Consider the following 17629-nt stretch of genomic DNA (forward strand, 5'->3'; position numbering starts at 1 on the left):
GCGCGGGCCGTCGCGGCGGTCGCCGACCGGCCGCCGGAATCAGCGACCGACCCGGTGTTTTTCACCGCGAGCGTCGTCCGACGACGTATGGACCGGGACGCCTACCTCGAGCGCCTCGACGCCACCACCGGAGACGCCGACGATCTCTTCGAGCACTTCGAGCGGCGGTCGGTGGCCGGCCGGACCCACCACGTCCTCACCGCCGCGCGCCACGGCCTCGAGCGCGGGACCGTCATCGTCGAGGAGGCCGACGCCGTCGTCCGCGGCTATCCGAGCGTTCCCCGAATCCTCGTGCTCGACCCCGGCGTCCCATCGTTCTTCGAGGAGGACGAGCGCGTCGCGATCGAGGAGAAACTCGATGGGTTCAACGTCCGGATCGCAGACGTGGGGGAGCCGCTGGCGTTTACTAGAAGCGGCTACGTCTGTCCGTACACCACGGCGCGGGCGCACGAACTGCTGGCGCTCGAGGAGTTCTTCGCGGACTACCCGGAGAAGACGATCTGTGCCGAACTGATCGGGCCGGAGACGCCGTATACGACCCACGACTACGCGGACGTCGACACTCACGATTTCCGGGTGTTCGACGTCCGTGATCGCGAGTCCGGCGAGGCGCTTCCGGTGACCGACCGGCGCGAGCTGTGTGCGGCGTACGACTTCGGCCAGCCGCGGCTGTTCGGGCTGGTCGAGCCGTCGGTCGACGCCGTCGTGGCGATCAGAAACGCCATCGAGGAGCTCAACGCGGCGGGCCGGGAGGGTGTCGTCCTCAAATCGGCGGACGGGACGGCGCTGGTCAAGTACACGACGGAGTCACAGCACCACGACGAACTTGCGTACGCGTTCTCACTGCCGTTCGATCACGGCCGCGACTTCGTCTTCTCGCGGATCGTTCGCGATGCGTTCCAGGCCGCGGAGTTCGACGAAGACGACGACCGACTACGGGAACGCGCGGGGGACCTCGGCGAATCGATCCTTCGTCCGATGGTGGCGACCATCCGTGACGTAGCCGACGGCGAACCCGTCGGCGAACGGCACACGGTCCGCGGCGATCCGGACGCGATCGACGCGCTGTTCGACCACCTGCACGGCCAGTCGATGACGATCGACCTCGAGGACGACCGCCGCGAGGACGGCAAGCGCGTCGTCACGTTCGTGAAAGTGGCCGAATCGAGTCGGGATCGGATTCGGTACTATCTGGACGGCGGCACGCGAGACGAATGAGGAGTAGCGCTCACGTTCGGATCGACCGCCGAGTAGATGGGCGGCTCAGGACTGAGACGAGTCGGCCCCGAGAGCCGACTCGCCAGGTTCCGAATCGGTATCCGAGGGATTCGCAGCGGCGGCCGGTTCGACGCCGCGGAACTCGAATCTGGCGCCGCCGGACTCGCTCTCTGCGACGGTGCTGGACCAGCCGTGGGCCGTCGCGATCTCGTCGACGATCGAGAGGCCGAATCCCGTTCCATCTACGTCGGTCGTGTAGCCGCCCTCGAAGACCCGATCGCGCTGGGACGGCGGGATTCCGACGCCGTCGTCCGCGACGTAAAATCCCGCGCCGGATCCGTCGTGGGCGCCACTGAGCGTTCCCACCGAAATCTCGAGTTCGGCGCCGTCAGCACGGTCGGTCCCGTGCTCGAGGGAATTGCGAAACAAGTTCTCGAGCAGTCGCCGAAGCCTGTCAGAATCGGCCAATATCTGCGCGCTCGAGTCGATCGCGAGAGTCGCGTCGCCGGTGTCGACGCTCGCCCACGCGTGGTCCGCGAGCGCCACGAGGTCGACGGGTTCGGCATCCGTTACATCCCGTCCCTCGCGGGCGAGCGCGAGGACGTCCTCGATGATCGTCTCCATCCGCTCGTGGGAGCGCTCGATCTCGTTGAGGTGTGGGTCGGGATCGTCGGCCTCGCGGGCCAGTTGCAGGTGGCCGCCGGCGACCGTCAGCGGATTTCTGAGGTCGTGGGAAACGATGTTCGCGAACTCCGCTAAGCGCTCGTTTTGTCGCTCGAGTCGCGTCTCTCGGCGTTTCCGGTCGGTAATCTCGCGAGCGACGAACAGCCGGCCGGCGTGGCGATCGCGGCCGTCCTCGATAGGCGTCGTTCGCACGAGGTAGTAGTCGTCGCCGACCGCGAGTTCGCGTTCCGCGGAGTCGTGAGTCGCGGTCAGTGCGCGGACCTCCTCGCGCAACGCGGGCCGGTCGGCGAGTAGGGAGTCGACGCCGGTCCCGATCGGCGAGCCGTCGACGCACGTGAGCAGGCGGCGACCGACGGGATTGGCGTCGATCAGCCGGTCCTCGTCGTCGACGACGAAGACCGCGTCAGTGACGGTGTCGAGCACCCGATCGCGGGCGATCGGGACGACGTCAACCAGTTGGTAGCGAAGGATCGCGACCGCGTACAGGATCCCGGCGGCGGCGAACCCGATCGGCGTCGTATCGACTTCGATCAATCCGAAGACGTAGGCGGCGTTCCCGACCCAGGTAGCGAGCGTGCCGGCGAGCAGCGCCGTACTCTGCCCGCGGTACAGCGACCGTGAGCGAACCAGAAACTCGACGATCAGCGCCGTCACGACGGCGAGGACGGCGTAGGAGTATGCCGTGTGGATCCAGAACGCGGGCCCCCACTCGACCGTTCCGTCTCTCAGGGCGTAGAAGAGGTTCCCCGGATTCGCGAGCACGGTGAAGACGACCAGCACCGGTTCGATCGACAGCGCGGCCAGGATCGGCGGCCTGGTCAGCTCCTCTCGACCGGTATACTCGAGCGTGAAGACGAGCAGCGCCATCGTTCCGCCCCCCACGCCGAGGAACAGGAGTGCGAGGAATGCGAGGGCGAGGGGGCCCGGATCGATCCGCATGAGAGCGAGCCCGCAGACGGTCCACAGTCCTGACCCGAGGACGTTCCCGAGCAGTGGCCGCGCGCCCGGCCGATCGCGATGGCGCCACAGCACGCCGGCGAGGGCGATGCTGTTGAGGACCGTGATCGCGTACATCGCCTGCACGATCGGGCTTCCGGGGGCCGCGGACATCGTCATCACTCGAGCGTCGAGTACGTAAAGTGCACTGGCCGTTCGGTCGGCGGGCAAAACGGCGCCGAGTACGGCGATCAACTATCTGTCGACAGTCGGGTTCCGCTCTCGAAAGCCGTCAGATCGAATCGGCGTCTCGACGGGTGAATCCGGAACCGGAACTGGAACTGAGAGCCGGGATCGGTGCGGTCTTGTGGCACGCGCGTCTACGGTCGCCCATGCCCGTGCCGAAGGACGAGTTCGACTCGCTCCCGCCGTGTGACTTCTACACGCCCGCAGAGCTGCTGGCGGACGACCAGATGTACACCGTCTACGAGATCGCACGACTCCTGCAGGGCCTAGAGCCCGACGCCGACATCGACCGTGAGACGGAGGACATCCTGCTCGACTGGGCGATTCCCTGGATCATGACCAACGCCGACGAGCTCGTCGTCGCCGAGCCACGCGACGAGGACGAACCCGGCTACTACGGACTGAAAGAATGAACCTCCTCGTCGTCGGTGCCGACCGGGTCGACGCCGGCAAGACCACCTTTTCGGCCGGCCTGCTCGAGCGGACCGGCGCGGTCGGCTACAAGCCCCGTGCCGGCAACGACTTCTGGTTCGACCACGACGACTGCCAGAAGGCGCTCGCCGACGGCCGACTCTACGGCAAGGACGCGGCGCGGCTCTCGACGGCCGACGGCCGCGGCCGGCCGCCAGAGCGACTGAACCCCGTCCACCGACTGTGGCGGCCCGCGCCCGGCGGCGGTAGCGGGCTCCTCGGCCGGACGGACCGCGAGTTCGTCGTCGACCGGATCGGGCGCGGAGCCGACGAGCCGCTGTTCGTTCGCAACGCCACCGCGGACGTACCGGACGCAGTCGCCGAGGCGCTCCCGCTCGCGGAGGCGATCCCCGTCGAGACCATCGCCGAGTTCAATGACCTCGCCGAGCGCGAGTACGTCCCCGCGTTCGAGCGCCTGGCCGACGAGATCGAGGCGACCGACATCGCTGTCATCGAGTCCTATAGCGATATCGCGCTCCCGCTCTCGTCGCTGGATCCAGCGTCGATCGCCGCCGTTGCGGCTGTCGAACCCGGCCGCACCCGAATCTACTCCGGCGAGCGCTACTGTCGCGCCTGCGAGATCGCCAGCTCGAGCCCCAAAGACGGTGCGATCGAAAAGCGCGTCCCGGACGTCCTCGATTACCTCGACCCGCTCGAACGGGTTCGGCTGCCGGCGCTCGGCGGCGACGAGCGAGACGATCCTGCGCGGATCGCTCGCGCCTACGCGAACGCCTACGACGCGCTGCTCGACGCCGCCGGACGAGTATAGCTCGCGCCCCGGTCGCTACATCTGGCGCGCCATCTGGGCCGCGAGTTCGACGTGCTCGTACGGGTCTTCCGTCACGCTCGGTCCGTGGCCGGTATGCATCGCCTCGAGGGTGGGATCGATCCGCTCGAGCACGCGGTCGACGCTCTCGATCAGCGTGTCTCGGTCGCCCTCCGCTAAGTCGGTACGACCGAAGCTCCCGTTCTGGAAGACGAGGTCGCCCGCAAACAGCACGCCCGCCTCTTCGGCGTAAAAGCAGAGATGGTCGTTCTTGTGGCCGGGCGTGTGGAGCGCGACGTACTCGTGGTCACCTAGCCGGACCGTCTCTTCGTCTTCGATCGCGTGGTCGACGCCGTCGATTGCGGTATCGTAGCCCCATGTGTCGACGCCGAAGGCATCTGTGACCCCCTCGAGGTTGCCGACGTGATCGCGATGGGTGTGCGTGAGGACGACCGCGTCGAGGTCGTCGACGTGTGAGCGGACGGCGTCAACGACATCGAAGTTCGCACCCGTATCGACGACGACTGGTCGGTCGCCGTCGATAAGAAAGACGTTGCTCGTAAACGCCTGTACGCCCTGTGCGAGGTTAGTGATCATGGCGACCGCTACGTAGGCGATCGATTTGTGAGTGTCGGCACGGCTGCACAGCGCTCGATCACTCACTGGCACCCTGAAACGGCCGCGAGCGGCCTCGGAAGCCCGTGACGAGACCCCGTGTCGGTACCGTCTCTGTATTCACAAGCATTTTTAGCTCCGGCACGTAGTGGGTAGACGAATGAATCGGCCGGTCTCCGTCGGTCTCGTCGTTTTCGTCATCCTCGCGGTCGCTGCGGGCGTCAGCGGATCGGCCGTTCTCGCACCGCCAGACCAGACCGCACCCACGGCGATGGGAACGGCTCCCGAGGAAACGGGGACCGCAACGAGCCATCTCGAGGACTCACGGTTTGCCGTCCGGGGAACGCAGGATTTCACTTCGACCGTCGATACGACGACGTTCGAAATCACCGTTCACGAAAACGGGAGCGCGACGTGGACGATCCGACACGAACAGCGGTTCGCGAACGACGAGAACGAGACCAAAGCGCGCCGGAACTTCAAAGCATTCGCCGAGGAGTTCGAGACAAACGAGACGGCACTCTACGATGGGTTTCGCAACCAGTCACAGCTGCTGACCCAAGCCGGCGCCCAAGAGTCCGGTCGGGAGATGGAAGCGACGAACCATCACCGATCCGCCCGGATCGAAGAACGAATCAACCCGACCGGCGTCGTCGAGATGTCGTTCCTCTGGAAAAACTTCGCCGCCGTCGAGGGAGACCGAATCATCGTCGGCGATGTCTTCAAAGACCTCTATATCGGCCCCGATCAGCAGATCGTCATCGAGGCCGGTGGGGATCTCACGTTCCGCACTGTCGAACCCAACAGCGAGTACGCCGGGGCCTCGCTCGAGGACACGGACTCGGTCAGTTGGAACGGTGCACAGGAGTTCGTCGAGGGCCGTCCGCGCGCGGTATTCGACCGCCCCGGCTCTGTCGTCGGAAGCGGCAGTGAACCGAACGGAACGTCGTCCGTCGCCGGTTCCGCCCCGTATCTCGCCGGCGGTCTCGTCATCGCCATCCTCGCAGCCGCGGCCATCGTCTGGTATCGGCGGAACGAGTCCGGACCCACCGACGAGACCGACGGAACGACCGAACCGGACGCGGCGTCGACGGACGCCGGCGAGCCACCGAGCGCGGACGAGCAGCCTTCCTCGGCAGCGGCGACGACCGCCGCGCCAGATCAGAACGGCGGCGTCGCCGACCCGCTGTCGGAAGAAGAGTTGATGACGGACGAAGACCGCGTCGTCAAACTCATCCGCGAAAACGGCGGTCGAATGAAACAGGTCAACATCGTCGAGGAGACCGGCTGGTCGAAGTCCAAGGTTAGTATGCTCCTCTCAGACATGGAAGACGATGGCACCATCAGCAAACTCCGGGTCGGTCGCGAGAACATCATCAGCCTCGAGGGGTTCGAACCCGAGGCGACGAAATCACCGTTCGACGAATAGTGCCGTCTCCCGCTAACGCGTGGGAGGGCACGTCACCCTCGAATCGAAACGGAATCCTTAAACATCGTACCGCGTAACGAATGAGTGTAGACGACGCCCGCTCCGATGGTGTAGTCCGGCCAATCATATTGCCCTCTCACGGCAATGACCAGGGTTCGAATCCCTGTCGGAGCACTCCTAACCCGATTCCTTCTTGCGGTTTTGGCCTGCGGAGGTCACCAATGTTCGACTCAACGCTCAGGCCAAGTAGATTCGAAGGATTTACACACAGCTACGCCGTCTTGCGGTTTCCCGGTTTTGCCGGGCTATGCGATTCACAGGACTCTCACGACATCCCGGTTCCGTCGGGTGAGTCCGGAATTTGCCCACTATTAGCGGATTCGCAGGGCTACGCCCAAAACCGCACGACGGAGGGACGACAATGATTGATCTCGATGACTACCCAGTCACCACTGAAGATTCGGAATCATACCTGAACAAACGGCAGTTGCTCGACTACCGCTCTGAGCGGAGGAGTGTTTGGAGTGGCTGCTGACGTTCGGGAAGAAACCAGCCGAAGCGGTTGGGTACGTGCCGGGGACCGTGAAACCTCGTTGCTACCGCATGGATCGCTTCTATCGGTATGTCTGGGAGCTCGAAGGCGGTTATACAGCGAATCTCACACACAAGCATGCGGACTCCTGGATGAACCACCTCACACGTCGTGACGTCAGCGCGACGCACAAGCGGAACTGCATGAAGTCGCTCATGATGCTGTACAAATGGCTGCATCACGAGCGCGGGCGCAGCGAGTGGGAACCAGAGTTCAGGTTCTCCGCAGACAACAGCACGCAGCCACGCGATTACCTGACGAAAGACGAGCGGCGAGCAATCCGTGATGCGGCGCTTGAGTATGGATCCGTTCCCAGTTACAACAACCTTACACCAACCGAGCGCGATCGCTGGAAGCAGTACCTAGCACAACGGTTCGAGAAACCGAAATCAGAAGTCACACCAGAGGACTGGACCGAGCGAACGGCTGGATGATTCCATCGCTCGTGTGGACGAGCCTGGATGCTGGGCTTCGCCCTATTGAAGTCGAACGCGCAACGATCTCGTGGGTTGACGCTGACAACAGCGTACTGCGGATTCCGAAAGAAGAGAGCGCGAAAAACGAGGAACACTGGGTCGTCGGGCTGCGGGATCGAACTGCGGAGATCCTCTGGGGGTAGTGTCAGAAGCGGCGAACGTACCCGCAGTACGACGGAACCGATACGCTGTGGTTAACCCGGAAGCGGAACCCGTACGGGAAATCAGCACTTCGTGATGTACTCCACCGGCTGTGCGACATCGCTGGCATCGATACAAAACACCTTCCACTAATTGACGCTACTCGGAATCCCCGTGATGCAGCCCTCATTGCTGTCGGATAGGATGCAGGGCCGCGCTCAGGTGAGCTACAGAACCTCACAATCGGGGATGTCACTAACTACGAACACGGCTATCAGATCACTGTCCAAGGGAAAACAGGGCAGCGAACAGTTCCACTCATTCCCATTGTTCCGTTTCTCCAGCGATGGCTTGCGGCTCACCCGAGCGATGATCCCCAGACACCTCTGGAGTAAATTGAGCGAGCCAGAGGCACCGAGCTACAACGCTCTTCGAACAGCTGTGAAGGACGCCGCAGACCGAGCAGGAGTGAGTAAGCCAGTGACGTTTACGAACTTCCGTAAGTCCAGCGCGTCCCACTTAGCACTATCTCAAGCTACTCCGATCATATCCCGAACTGCACTAGCGTCAAAGTAGCCCAAGAAGAACCGTACTAATCCCCGTCAAATCACTCCTTCTGCCATTACAAGGAGCTTCGAATTCTACCCTCTCTGTACTCGGGAGTTGCTATCGGGAGTGACCAGATCAGATAGCTCGACGAGAAGGACGTCGTCACGCGCATCGGCAGCTCGTTCGAGGTCGTCGGTGTATCCGGAGCGACTGAACAAGACGTACAGCGTCTCCCCGTCTGCTGGCTCTTCTGACCATCGTACTTCCGACGAAGTTCGTTCGAGATCGGCGAGGATACCTTCGCTCACGGGTCGAGAAGTGAACTTGCATTCGCCAGCGACGAGCCCCTCATCGGTGAGGCCGAGGACGTCCAGTTCGTGCTCCTTGAACCACCACTGCCCGACATCACGGAACCGTCGATCGATGAGGTCCGGAAGCTCGCGTTGGCAGAGGCGTTCAAACAATGGGCTCACGTAATCCGCTAGCTCGGGTGCGACGAGTTCGTCGTACGCGTCGTCGCCGAGTATACGAAGTTGGTCCTGGGTTCCGTACACGAACCGGAACCAGAACCGGAACAGCGGAGCTGCGATGCGATATCGGCCGCGTTTTGAAGACGTCGGCGATTCCGTTACAGGGATGTGGCGTTCGACGAGGCGGAGCCGGCGGAGTTTCTGGAGGTACGTGCTGAGCGATCCGGAGTCCGCGCCGGCCATGCCCGCGATCTCGTTCGGGGTGCGACGCCCGTGGGCGAGCGCACGAAGGATACTGAAATACGTATTCAGCTGTCGGAGTTCGGTGCGGAGCAGGAACTCGGGCTCGGAGTACAGGAGGCCACGCTCCGACAGAATTGACTGCTGGACGTTCGCTCCTAACGGTTGGTCGGGATCAATGGTCTGGAGGTAGTACGGTGTGCCCCCGTAGATCGACCACGCGGTGATGGCGGTCTCGGGGTCGTACTTCGGGAAGAACTGGCGTGCATCGGCTACGTCGAGTGGTTTGAGATCGATCGTCGCTGTCCGCCGACCGTACAGCGGTGCGCTTCCAGAAAGCACCTTGTCCTCCATGACACTGATCGACGAGCCGACGAGCACGAGCGTCATCCCCGTCTCCTGTAACTCCGTATCCCAAACGCGTTGAATTCGGGAAGGCAACGACTCGTCCTCCTCGATAAGGAACGGAAACTCGTCGATGACGACGATCGCGTCTTCCTCGCCGAGTACTTCAAGGAGTGCTTCCCAGTCACGGCGGACGTTCCGTAGCGACGGGAACTGTGCGGTGGCGGCGTCAACGAACTGTTCGAGCTGGTTCTGTGCCGTGGATTCGACTGCTTGGTAGTAGATAGCGTTGTCCCGCTCAGCGATAGACTGGCGAACGAGCTCACTCTTACCGAGGCGACGGCGGCCGTAGATCACAACGAAATCCCCCGTCTCGGACTCATAGCAGTCCGTGAGTTGATCGAGTTCGATGTCTCGATCAACGAATTGCTCCATACAGCCAGTAGCATCTCCGACTAAATAGAATTTCTGATTTCGGAAATCGCGATTTCCAAACTTGTGGTTTCCTTTCGGAGTGAGAGGAGCTGAAGGTGAATGTCACAGACACTTGAAAACGAGTCCCAATCCTTTGCATGCCGTGGGATTCTCCGTCTCTATACCCCCTGGATTGATCCAGCGAACGGCACAGGCGACGGTACGGCATCACGGTACTGGTACCCGTCACGGTCCCATTGAAACCGCACTCAATAGGGATCTTAACTACTGCTGAGCAGGATTCAATCCTGCGAATCTAACTTGCCGAGGTGGCAATTCTCTGCGTGTTTTATTAGGGAGGGCATCCAATATGTGCTCTGTAGCAGGTCAAAGCCCGATATAGGAGGAAGTCAACTCGAGAGAATGATCAAATCACAGTACAGTGGATGCCGGCCTCTCACGGCAATGACCAGAGTCCGAATCCCTGTCGGAGAATCCTCCTGTTTTCACGCGTTACGAGAGCCATTGGTTGCTCATAGTCTGGTTCGATTAGCCCGGCACGCGGCTGGTCGCATTTGTCGTTCCGAAGCGTAACGGCGGTGACCGTGTTCGTTCACGGACGAACGGAAACGGTCTTTAGAAGAACAGCACGGGAACGGTGTTCCGGAAGATGTTGAGCGAGATGAGAAAGAGGAGCCCGACGACGAATCGGTTGAACAGGGCCTCGTCGACCTCGAGCCGGCGGAGGGACGTGCCGAGTACGAGGCCGATGATTGTGACCACGGCGATCACCGAGCCGAGCCACAGTCGGTACGTCGTCAGCAGGTCGGTGAACAGCGCCATCTGGACGATACGGATCGTAAACACCGTCCCGAGCACCATCGAGAGTCCGCCAATGTATCGCTCGGCGTCGCGTTCGAAGGTGTGAAAATAGACGGGGAGGAGCGGGCCGAGGTTCGCCACGGCGAGCAAGAAGCCCTCGAGAAACCCGGCCGTACTGAGCGCGAACGGGTGGTGGGCTTCCTCGACGGTCACGAAGTTCTGGACGAGTTGGAAGACGACGTAGCCGAAGATGATCAGGCCGATGACGAAGGGGACGATGGGGCCGGTACTGAACTCGGCGAGGAAGGCGACGCCGAGGACGGTCCCGCCGGCGGCCAGCGCCATGAGGGGCCACTCCTCTCGGACGAAGGCGAGTCCGGTGTCAGTCTCGCCGATCTGGAACATGTTGATCATCCACGGCGGAATCGTCAGGACGACGACCGCAAAGGTCGGGTCGATCACCGACGCGAAGATCGGCGTCGTGATCAGCGCGTATCCAAACCCGAGCATTCCCTTGACGATGCCGGCGACGATCGCGACGAGGACGAACGCCGCGAGCAGGCCGAGCGAGATGTCGGACTGGATGCCGGCACTTACGTTGCCGGCCCCGGGGAAGAAGACGATCGATCCCGCGATCACGCTGAGCGTCGCGAGGGTCATCATCACCTCGCGATACCTGAACGAGCGGAGATTCGAAGCGAATCTGTCAACGCGTATCGTAGACTCCGGTGAACTCATAGATTGACGAATTTTCGGCGCGGTCGACACGGTCCCGCCGATGTAGAGTCACAGGGTCGGACCCCTATTCCCCTGTTCGATTCGGCGATATGTACTGCCTGAGGCGTCGGGGCTGGACTCGCGTTTCGGTCGGTGGCGGCCGCAGTAACGTCGGTATCGCCCCAGCCGCCGGTTGGTGACCGTCATAGATAGCGGCAATCCATTCTCGAGTCAGTCCGCGAGCCGTCGCCGAAAACGGACGCTACGCCCGGACGGATCGATAGAATGCGGCGACTGCGAGCGCTCCGTAAACGGCGAGGATCGCGAGGCTCCAGGCGAGGGGTTCGAGGGAGACGTGGCCACTGAAACCGGCGTCCATCGCGAGCCGAAGCGGGTAGTGGCCGGGCGCGACCCGCGCGACGGCGGGCGTCTCCGTGGCCATCGGATTCTGGAAGAGGAAAAGATCGATCATCGAGCCGAAGAGCACCAGGTAGACGCCGGGAAGCCGGTCCAACAGCGTACCGACGAGGACGCCGATCGTGCCATAGATCAGGGCCGTCAGGAGAACCGCGACGGCGAACCAGCCGAGGCGGTCGGGCGCGAAGGCGACGCGCAGTACGCTCACGGCGACCAGCGTGGCGATCGCGCTCACGCCGGCCAGCAGCGCGAGTCTGGCGAGAACGACCTCGAGAGGGCGGTAGCCGGCGGTCACGAGCCGCGCGTCGGCATCGGCGGTCGACTGGATCAGGAACAGGCCGGCGATGCCCGCGAGCAGCGCCGCGACCATCGGCGTCGTGAACGCGGGGAACACCTCCGTCAGGGTCACGCGGACCGTCTCGCCCCCCTCGAGTTCGAAGGCGACCCGCGAGTCCGGTGCGACGATGGTGAAGACGCCGACGAGGTAAGCCGGCAGGGCGACGAGTAGGCCGATCAAAACGGGGGTCCGTTTGATCTGGCGCGCCCCCATCGCGGCCGATCGCAGCGTCCGACTCATGTCAGCACCCCCTTCTCGCCGGTGACGGTGGCGTACGCGACGAACGCGGCCGCGAGCAGGACGGCCAGATACGCAAGCGCCGGGACGAGGTGGCCGTCGGCGAGTGTCCCCTCGAGGACGGCGGCCTCGAAGAGGGCGTGGGGATGGTACAGCGGGGCGAACTCGGCGACTCGGCCGATGTCGAACAAGTCACTCGAGAGGACGTTATCGAGATCGGCGAGGAAAACAAGGACGAGCGACCCCTCGAGGTCCCGCGGGAGCAGCGTTCCCACGATCACGCCGAAGAGTCCGTAGAGCAGGCCGGCGAGTACCAACACGCCGAACGCGAGTGCGGGCGCGGCGACGTCGATCCGCCACGTGAAGACGCCGAAGGCGACGACGGCACCGAAACCTGAGACGACGAGCATCGTCACGAGCCGCGTCACGAGGAGGGTGTGACGGGGGAAGCCACAGAGCGCGAGGCGCTCATCGCCGCTTCTGGCGCTGATCACCTGGAAGAGGCCGATGAGGCCAGCGAGGAAGGCGACCGCGAACAGGGTCCCCGTCATTCGCCCGACCGTGGCGGGGTCGGCCCCGAGGCCGGGGAGCGCCGGGAACGACTCGAGTGCGGTGCCGTAGACCTCGATCGCGACCGGAGGCAGGAAGACGAGCAGCGCGAGCGTTGTCGGCTGACGGGCGAACTCTGCGAGGCGTGCTCTGGTGCCGGTCACCGCGCGCATCTCAGGCCACCTCGTCGGGATGGAGTCGTCCGTCGCGGAGTTCGTAGATGCGGTCGAAGCGCTCGCGCTCGTTGATGAGGTGGCTGATGACCGCGATCGCGGTCCCGCGCTCGACGAGGTCCTCGGTGAGGTCCCAGAACGCGAGGTAGGTGTCCCAGTCGAACCCCGTGTAGGGTTCGTCGAGCAAGAGCACATCGGGGTCGTGCATCAGCGCGACGCCGAGGTTGACTTTCTGGCGGTTGCCCCCCGAGAGGTGGTCGATTCGGTAGTCGAGGAACCGCTCGAAGTCGAGTTTCGCGGCGAGCCTGTCGCGGGCCGCTACGATCTCCTCGTCGGTCATCTCGTAGGCCGCTCCGAAGAGTCGGAACGTTTCTCGGATCGTGAGTCGGTCGTACAACAGCCCCTCCTGAGGACACCACCCCACCCGGCCGCCGGTCTCGACCGTTCCGGCGTCCGCCTCGAGCGCACCGACGAGAATCTTCATGAGCGTGGACTTGCCCGAGCCGTTTGCGCCCACGATACCCACGATTTCGCTCGACCGGACCTCGATGGTCGCTCCCTCGAGGACGTCGACGGTCCGCGTAAACGGAAGCTGAGAGCCGTAGGTCTTGTGCAGTTCGTCTCCGCGAAGCGCCACTTCGGGTTCCGTTTCGTCCGCCTTTCCGTGATTCGTTCTCTCGGTCGTAGCGTCCACCATATTCGGTCCATTCCGAATATGCAGAAGCAAACCGTTTAGTATTTTCGGCAGATAGCGAATTTCATGAACGAAGACGGCGACCCCGTGGCCGCTGCCCGCGAGGAGGTCATCGAGGCGCTGGAACGCAGCGCCGAGCTCTATGGTCTAAATCGGAGCTACGGCCGACTGTACGGGATTCTCTTCTTCGAGAACGAGCCGGTGTCCCTCGACGAACTGGTCGACCAGAGCAGCTACGCCAAGTCCACGGTGAGCACCGCGATGAAAGCGATGGAACGGCTCCACCTCGTCCACCGTCGTTCAATCCCCGGCGAGGGAAAAAAGGCGTTCTACGAGGCCGAGACCGATTTCTGGCACGTCGTTCAGGAGTTCCTGCGGCGGGAAGTTCAACGCGAGATCGACCTGATGTCCCGGGCGCTCGAGTCCGCCGAAACGAAACTCGAGGACGCCGACTCCGAGCAGGCCGAAGAGGATCTCGAGCGAATCCGCTCGCTGAAAACGACCTACGACCGGAGCCAGACGCTAGTGACCCTGCTTACGAGCAAGTCGACCGAGCGCCTCGCTGACCTGATCGATCGACTGCGCTGATCGGAACGGGGCCGTCGAGATCCGTCGGTCAAAATCTGTCGGTCGGAACCCGTCGTTACTCGACCGGGGCGCGCCCGCACGAGCGACAGTCACGGTGGTGTCTCAGACGAGGAGCTGGACGTCGGACTCGGCCATATGCTGCAGCGCGGTCGCCGCGCCGACGCCGGTGGTGACGCCGTCGTAGAAGTCATCTTCCTCGTAGTCCATCAGATCGATCGTCATCTGACAGGCCTGTAGGTCGACCCCGCTCTCGAGCGAGAGGTCGATCAGCTCCTCGATGGTGGCCGTGCCGTTGTCGTCGATGCGCTTTTGCATCATTTTCGTCGCCATCGCGTCCATACCGGGCAACGCGGCGAGCGCGTTCGGAACTGGCATGTTCGGATTGCCAACGGCGCTCAGCTTGAGGTCCTGGGACTTCTCCTCGTGGAGGATATCGAGTCCCCAGAAGGTGTGGAAGACGACGACCTCCCAACCGAACGCGGCCGCTGTGCTTGCGAGGATCAGCGGCGGGTACGCCATATCGAACGTGCCCTGTGTCGCGACGATCGTCATCTTCCCTTGGTCGTCGGCGTCGTCGATCTCGGCGATCGATTCCTCTAACTCGTCGACGCGCTCGCGAAGTGCCTGCAACTCCGCAGCGTCGAACTCGCCGTCGACGTCGTCTACCGGGGCGGTGGGGTTGTCGGTGCTCATCTTACGCCGTCTTCTTCACGTAGTGGGTGTACAGGTCATCGTCCTCAACCTGATCGAGCAGTTCGACGCCGTCGGTGCCGTCGGCCCACCCTCGAACGTCGCTCATGCTGCCCGCGTCCGTCGCGACGACCTCGAGTACGTCGCCGGCCTCGAGGTCGTCGATCGCGCCTTTGGTCTTCACGATGGGCATCGGGCAGGACTGTCCTTTCACGTCGAGCGTCTCCGTGGTAGTGTATTCCGAGCTCATGGTAGTTGTGTGCTCTGTCTTGGAGCTACCACACAATATAGGTCGCGGCCATAAAAGGATATCGGCGATTGCACAGTATTCGAACAGCTATGGCGAGCGTAGAAGTAGAGAATGCACGAATCATCGCACCTATACACGCTATCGAGCGTAGTCCGAGCGTGATCGGACCAGATACTATATTGTGCAATTGTCGAAATACCATCCGAACCCTTATGTGGACGCGGCCGATACTAAACGGTGTACACGATGGACGACACGGACTTCCCAACGCCAGACGTTCCGGTCGAATCGATCGCTCCCGAGGAGTTGAAGCGGCGAATCGACGCCGGCGAGAACGTGACGATCCTCGATGCGCGCATGGAATCGGAGTACGACGAGTGGCACGTTGACGGTGAGACCGTCGACTCGATCAACATTCCCTACTTCGAGTTCCTTGACGAGGAGATCGGCGACGACGTTCTTGCACAGATTCCCAACGACCGCGAAATTATCGTGCTTTGTGCGAAAGGCGGCTCGAGCGAGTACGTCGCCGGGGCGTTGAACGAGCGCGGTTACGACACGGCACACCTCGAGGAGGGGATGAACGGCTGGGCGCGCATCTACGAGGGCGTCGAAGTCGAGCGCTACGACGGCGCGGGGACGGTGCGCCAGTACCAGCGTCCCTCCTCGGGCTGTCTCGGCTACCTCGTCTACGACGACGGCGAAGCGGCCGTGATCGATCCGCTTCGCGCGTTCACCGACCGGTACCTCGAAGACGCCGCGGAGTTAGGCGTCGAGCTGAAATATGCGATTGATACCCACGTCCACGCCGATCACATCTCCGGTGTCCGCGCGCTCGACGCGGCCGACGTCGAGGGTGTCGTCCCCGCGGCCGCGGCCGATCGCGGCATCACCTACGCCGACGAGCTAACGACGGCCGCCGACGGCGATACTTTCGCGGTCGGCGATGCCACCATCGAGGCAGTCCACACGCCCGGCCACACGACCGGGATGACCTCGTATCTCGTCGACGAGCGCCTACTCGCGACCGGCGACGGGCTGTTCGTCGAGAGCGTCGCCCGCCCCGACTTAGAGGAAGGCGACGAGGGCGCTGAAGACGCCGCCAGACAGCTCTACGAGTCGCTTCAAGAGCGCGTGCTCACCCTGCCCGACGACACGCTGATCGGCGGCGCACACGCAAGCGACTCCGCCGTACCCGCTGACGACGGAACCTACACCGCACCGATCGGCCGACTCGAGGACGAGATGGCCGCGCTGACGATGGACGAGGACGCGTTCGTCGAGTTGGCCCTCGCCGACATGCCGCCGCGGCCGGCCAACTACGAGGACATCATCGCGACGAACCTCGGCCAGCAGGACATCGACGACGACGAGGCGTTCGAACTCGAGCTCGGGCCGAACAACTGCGCGGCGAGTCAGGACTCGCTTGCGGGTGACTAACTCGACCGATGGTAGTCGATCCGATACCGCTCCAGTCGGCCGCCGAATTGTTTCCCAACGGGATCAGTCGCTACGCCATCGGTGGGCTGCTCGTCGGCCTCGGCGCGGTCGTGATCTACGTCGGGACCGGCATCCCCGCGGGCGCGAGCACCTTCCTCGAGTCGACGCTGTCGTACGCCTCCGAACAGTCGCGCTTCCAGCAGTACGTCTCCTCGCGCGATTGGCGGGTCGTGTTCACGCTGGGGATCATCCTGGGCGCGCTGGCGTTCGCGGCGACGGTCCAGTCGGGGGTGATCACGACCGCGCTCTACGAACCCGGAACGACTGGCGAACTGTACGAGGTCGCCGGCGTGACGCTCTGGTCGACCGACGTGCAGGCCTGGCGGCTGCTGGTCGGCGGCGTGTTCGTCGGCATCGGCACCCGCATCGGCAAAGGGTGTACGTCCGGTCACGGCGTCTGCGGCGTCGGCTCGGCGTCGAAGACCTCGATCATCGGCGTGCTGACGTTCCTGACCGTCGCGATCGTGACTGCCCAAGCCGTCGCGGCACTGGGGGTGTCACCATGAGCGAGCTGGTCGCGTCTCGAGGCGGCAAACGGGGAGGTGACGACCGATGAGCGGGGACCGCCATCCGCTGTTCATGCCGCTGATCTTCGTCGGCGGCCTGATCTTCGGTTTCGGACTCGGATTCAGCCAGATGGCGCGTCCGGAGGTCGTGTTGAACTTCCTGCAGTTCGAGGACTTCGGACTGCTGTTCGTCATGTTCGGCGCGGCGATCGTCTCCGGGATCGCCTTCGCGGTCATGCCCCGACTCCGCGATAGCGCGCCGCTGACCGGCGACCGGTACGAACGCCGGTTGAAATCCTTCGATCGGAACGTCCTGATCGGCGGGGCGATCTTCGGCGTCGGCTGGGGCCTCTCGGGGATCTGCCCCGGCGCGGCCTACGCCAGCCTCGGCGTCGGTAACGTCGCCATCCTGTGGGCCATCGGCGGCATGTTCATCGGCGCGTACCTGCAAGGTGCCTGGCGAAGCAGACGGGCGACGGCCGAGCGCCCCGCCTCGAGCGCCGACTAACGCGTCGGTCGCACCCACGACCGCGGCGAAACCGACCGCGAGACCGCTT

17 protein-coding genes, 1 tRNA gene and 1 pseudogene are annotated in these 17629 nt (G+C 63.4%); 10 read left to right on the forward strand and 9 right to left on the reverse strand.

What is annotated here, in order from left to right; translation table 11 throughout:
• The first annotated feature begins 87 nt into the window (after positions 1-87).
• Complete coding sequence (locus ACJ70B_RS00560; RefSeq protein WP_408958476.1) at positions 88-1218, forward strand: RNA ligase; 1131 nt, start codon at positions 88-90, stop codon at positions 1216-1218.
• 45 nt (positions 1219-1263) lie between these two features.
• Here the strand turns inward: ACJ70B_RS00560 and ACJ70B_RS00565 are convergent, their stop codons facing one another.
• Positions 1264-3018 carry a histidine kinase N-terminal 7TM domain-containing protein gene (locus ACJ70B_RS00565; protein ID WP_408958477.1) on the reverse strand — a complete coding sequence of 585 codons (1755 nt, stop codon included), beginning with the start codon at positions 3016-3018 and terminating at the stop codon, positions 1264-1266.
• A 212-nt stretch (positions 3019-3230) separates the two neighbouring features.
• On the opposite strand from ACJ70B_RS00565, the gene ACJ70B_RS00570 reads away from it, so the two are divergent.
• Both ACJ70B_RS00570 and ACJ70B_RS00575 read left to right on the forward strand, forming a co-directional pair.
• Positions 3231-3497 (forward strand): DUF5827 family protein, encoded by a 267-nt coding sequence (locus ACJ70B_RS00570; protein WP_408958478.1) that lies wholly within the window; start codon positions 3231-3233, stop codon positions 3495-3497.
• Positions 3494-4324, forward strand: coding sequence for an ATPase (locus ACJ70B_RS00575; RefSeq protein WP_408958479.1), 831 nt, complete (start codon positions 3494-3496; stop codon positions 4322-4324). The genes ACJ70B_RS00570 and ACJ70B_RS00575 overlap by 4 nt, the downstream gene beginning before the upstream one ends.
• Positions 4325-4339: 15 nt before the next feature.
• On the opposite strand, the gene ACJ70B_RS00580 is transcribed toward ACJ70B_RS00575, so the two are convergent.
• A complete protein-coding gene (locus tag ACJ70B_RS00580) occupies positions 4340-4918 on the reverse strand; it encodes an MBL fold metallo-hydrolase (RefSeq protein ID WP_408958480.1) in 579 nt (192 codons plus the stop codon).
• Positions 4919-5096: 178 nt separating this feature from the next.
• Between ACJ70B_RS00580 and ACJ70B_RS00585 the strand changes: the two genes are divergently transcribed.
• The 3 genes and pseudogenes from ACJ70B_RS00585 to ACJ70B_RS00595 form a co-directional block, all read left to right on the forward strand.
• On the forward strand, positions 5097-6365 hold the full coding sequence (locus ACJ70B_RS00585; protein WP_408958481.1) for a helix-turn-helix transcriptional regulator: 1269 nt from the start codon (positions 5097-5099) through the stop codon (positions 6363-6365).
• A 99-nt stretch (positions 6366-6464) separates the two neighbouring features.
• Positions 6465-6539: transfer RNA gene (locus ACJ70B_RS00590), tRNA-Glu, on the forward strand.
• A 247-nt stretch (positions 6540-6786) separates the two neighbouring features.
• A pseudogene (locus ACJ70B_RS00595) lies at positions 6787-7717 on the forward strand (tyrosine-type recombinase/integrase); the annotation flags it as partial.
• Between the two features lie 498 nt (positions 7718-8215).
• Here the strand turns inward: ACJ70B_RS00595 and ACJ70B_RS00600 are convergent.
• The 5 genes from ACJ70B_RS00600 to ACJ70B_RS00620 form a co-directional block, all read right to left on the reverse strand.
• Positions 8216-9613 carry an ATP-binding protein gene (locus ACJ70B_RS00600; protein WP_408958482.1) on the reverse strand — a complete coding sequence of 466 codons (1398 nt, stop codon included), beginning with the start codon at positions 9611-9613 and terminating at the stop codon, positions 8216-8218.
• Between the two features lie 615 nt (positions 9614-10228).
• A complete protein-coding gene (locus tag ACJ70B_RS00605) occupies positions 10229-11152 on the reverse strand; it encodes a TSUP family transporter (protein WP_408958483.1) in 924 nt (307 codons plus the stop codon).
• 241 nt (positions 11153-11393) lie between these two features.
• Positions 11394-12125 carry a hypothetical protein gene (locus tag ACJ70B_RS00610; RefSeq protein WP_408958484.1) on the reverse strand — a complete coding sequence of 244 codons (732 nt, stop codon included), beginning with the start codon at positions 12123-12125 and terminating at the stop codon, positions 11394-11396.
• Complete coding sequence (locus ACJ70B_RS00615) at positions 12122-12844, reverse strand: hypothetical protein (protein WP_408958485.1); 723 nt, start codon at positions 12842-12844, stop codon at positions 12122-12124. The genes ACJ70B_RS00610 and ACJ70B_RS00615 overlap by 4 nt, the downstream gene beginning before the upstream one ends.
• A gap of 1 nt (position 12845) precedes the next feature.
• Positions 12846-13541: an ABC transporter ATP-binding protein gene (locus tag ACJ70B_RS00620; protein ID WP_408958486.1), complete on the reverse strand. Its 696-nt coding sequence runs from the start codon at positions 13539-13541 to the stop codon at positions 12846-12848.
• Positions 13542-13604: 63 nt separating this feature from the next.
• Here ACJ70B_RS00620 and ACJ70B_RS00625 point away from each other — a divergent pair, with 63 nt between their 5' ends.
• On the forward strand, positions 13605-14126 hold the full coding sequence (locus ACJ70B_RS00625; RefSeq protein WP_408958487.1) for a GbsR/MarR family transcriptional regulator: 522 nt from the start codon (positions 13605-13607) through the stop codon (positions 14124-14126).
• A gap of 102 nt (positions 14127-14228) precedes the next feature.
• On the opposite strand, the gene ACJ70B_RS00630 is transcribed toward ACJ70B_RS00625, so the two are convergent.
• Together ACJ70B_RS00630 and ACJ70B_RS00635 are read right to left on the reverse strand one after the other, a co-directional pair.
• Positions 14229-14819, reverse strand: a complete 591-nt coding sequence (locus tag ACJ70B_RS00630) for a DsrE/DsrF/DrsH-like family protein (RefSeq protein WP_408958488.1) — start codon at positions 14817-14819, stop codon at positions 14229-14231.
• A 1-nt stretch (position 14820) separates the two neighbouring features.
• Entirely contained in the window at positions 14821-15066 is a 246-nt protein-coding gene (locus ACJ70B_RS00635; RefSeq protein WP_408958489.1) for a sulfurtransferase TusA family protein, read from the reverse strand.
• A 246-nt stretch (positions 15067-15312) separates the two neighbouring features.
• Here ACJ70B_RS00635 and ACJ70B_RS00640 point away from each other — a divergent pair, with 246 nt between their 5' ends.
• From ACJ70B_RS00640 to ACJ70B_RS00650, 3 genes are read left to right on the forward strand one after another with little or no spacing between them, the layout of a single operon-like run.
• Positions 15313-16506: an MBL fold metallo-hydrolase gene (locus tag ACJ70B_RS00640; protein WP_408958490.1), complete on the forward strand. Its 1194-nt coding sequence runs from the start codon at positions 15313-15315 to the stop codon at positions 16504-16506.
• Positions 16507-16514: 8 nt separating this feature from the next.
• Positions 16515-17072 carry a YeeE/YedE family protein gene (locus ACJ70B_RS00645; RefSeq protein WP_408958491.1) on the forward strand — a complete coding sequence of 186 codons (558 nt, stop codon included), beginning with the start codon at positions 16515-16517 and terminating at the stop codon, positions 17070-17072.
• A gap of 46 nt (positions 17073-17118) precedes the next feature.
• The gene (locus tag ACJ70B_RS00650; RefSeq protein WP_408958492.1) at positions 17119-17580 is read left to right on the forward strand and encodes a YeeE/YedE family protein; all 462 of its coding nucleotides are present in this window, start codon (positions 17119-17121) and stop codon (positions 17578-17580) included.
• Positions 17581-17629: the final 49 nt, after the last annotated feature.

Origin of the sequence: Natrinema sp. 74, assembly GCF_046097095.1 — an archaeon.
Lineage (GTDB): Archaea > Halobacteriota > Halobacteria > Halobacteriales > Natrialbaceae > Natrinema.

What these genes read in the sequence shown, in the direction of transcription:
- ACJ70B_RS00560 (WP_408958476.1), top strand. Translation starts at nt 88, where the DNA reads ATGGACCGGGACGCCTACCTCGAGCGCCTCGACGCCACCACCGGAGAC.
- ACJ70B_RS00565 (WP_408958477.1), bottom strand. Translation starts at nt 3,018, where the DNA reads ATGACGATGTCCGCGGCCCCCGGAAGCCCGATCGTGCAGGCGATGTAC.
- ACJ70B_RS00570 (WP_408958478.1), top strand. Translation starts at nt 3,231, where the DNA reads ATGCCCGTGCCGAAGGACGAGTTCGACTCGCTCCCGCCGTGTGACTTC.
- ACJ70B_RS00575 (WP_408958479.1), top strand. Translation starts at nt 3,494, where the DNA reads ATGAACCTCCTCGTCGTCGGTGCCGACCGGGTCGACGCCGGCAAGACC.
- ACJ70B_RS00580 (WP_408958480.1), bottom strand. Translation starts at nt 4,918, where the DNA reads ATGATCACTAACCTCGCACAGGGCGTACAGGCGTTTACGAGCAACGTC.
- ACJ70B_RS00585 (WP_408958481.1), top strand. Translation starts at nt 5,097, where the DNA reads ATGAATCGGCCGGTCTCCGTCGGTCTCGTCGTTTTCGTCATCCTCGCG.
- ACJ70B_RS00600 (WP_408958482.1), bottom strand. Translation starts at nt 9,613, where the DNA reads ATGGAGCAATTCGTTGATCGAGACATCGAACTCGATCAACTCACGGAC.
- ACJ70B_RS00605 (WP_408958483.1), bottom strand. Translation starts at nt 11,152, where the DNA reads ATGAGTTCACCGGAGTCTACGATACGCGTTGACAGATTCGCTTCGAAT.
- ACJ70B_RS00610 (WP_408958484.1), bottom strand. Translation starts at nt 12,125, where the DNA reads ATGAGTCGGACGCTGCGATCGGCCGCGATGGGGGCGCGCCAGATCAAA.
- ACJ70B_RS00615 (WP_408958485.1), bottom strand. Translation starts at nt 12,844, where the DNA reads ATGCGCGCGGTGACCGGCACCAGAGCACGCCTCGCAGAGTTCGCCCGT.
- ACJ70B_RS00620 (WP_408958486.1), bottom strand. Translation starts at nt 13,541, where the DNA reads ATGGTGGACGCTACGACCGAGAGAACGAATCACGGAAAGGCGGACGAA.
- ACJ70B_RS00625 (WP_408958487.1), top strand. Translation starts at nt 13,605, where the DNA reads ATGAACGAAGACGGCGACCCCGTGGCCGCTGCCCGCGAGGAGGTCATC.
- ACJ70B_RS00630 (WP_408958488.1), bottom strand. Translation starts at nt 14,819, where the DNA reads ATGAGCACCGACAACCCCACCGCCCCGGTAGACGACGTCGACGGCGAG.
- ACJ70B_RS00635 (WP_408958489.1), bottom strand. Translation starts at nt 15,066, where the DNA reads ATGAGCTCGGAATACACTACCACGGAGACGCTCGACGTGAAAGGACAG.
- ACJ70B_RS00640 (WP_408958490.1), top strand. Translation starts at nt 15,313, where the DNA reads ATGGACGACACGGACTTCCCAACGCCAGACGTTCCGGTCGAATCGATC.
- ACJ70B_RS00645 (WP_408958491.1), top strand. Translation starts at nt 16,515, where the DNA reads ATGGTAGTCGATCCGATACCGCTCCAGTCGGCCGCCGAATTGTTTCCC.
- ACJ70B_RS00650 (WP_408958492.1), top strand. Translation starts at nt 17,119, where the DNA reads ATGAGCGGGGACCGCCATCCGCTGTTCATGCCGCTGATCTTCGTCGGC.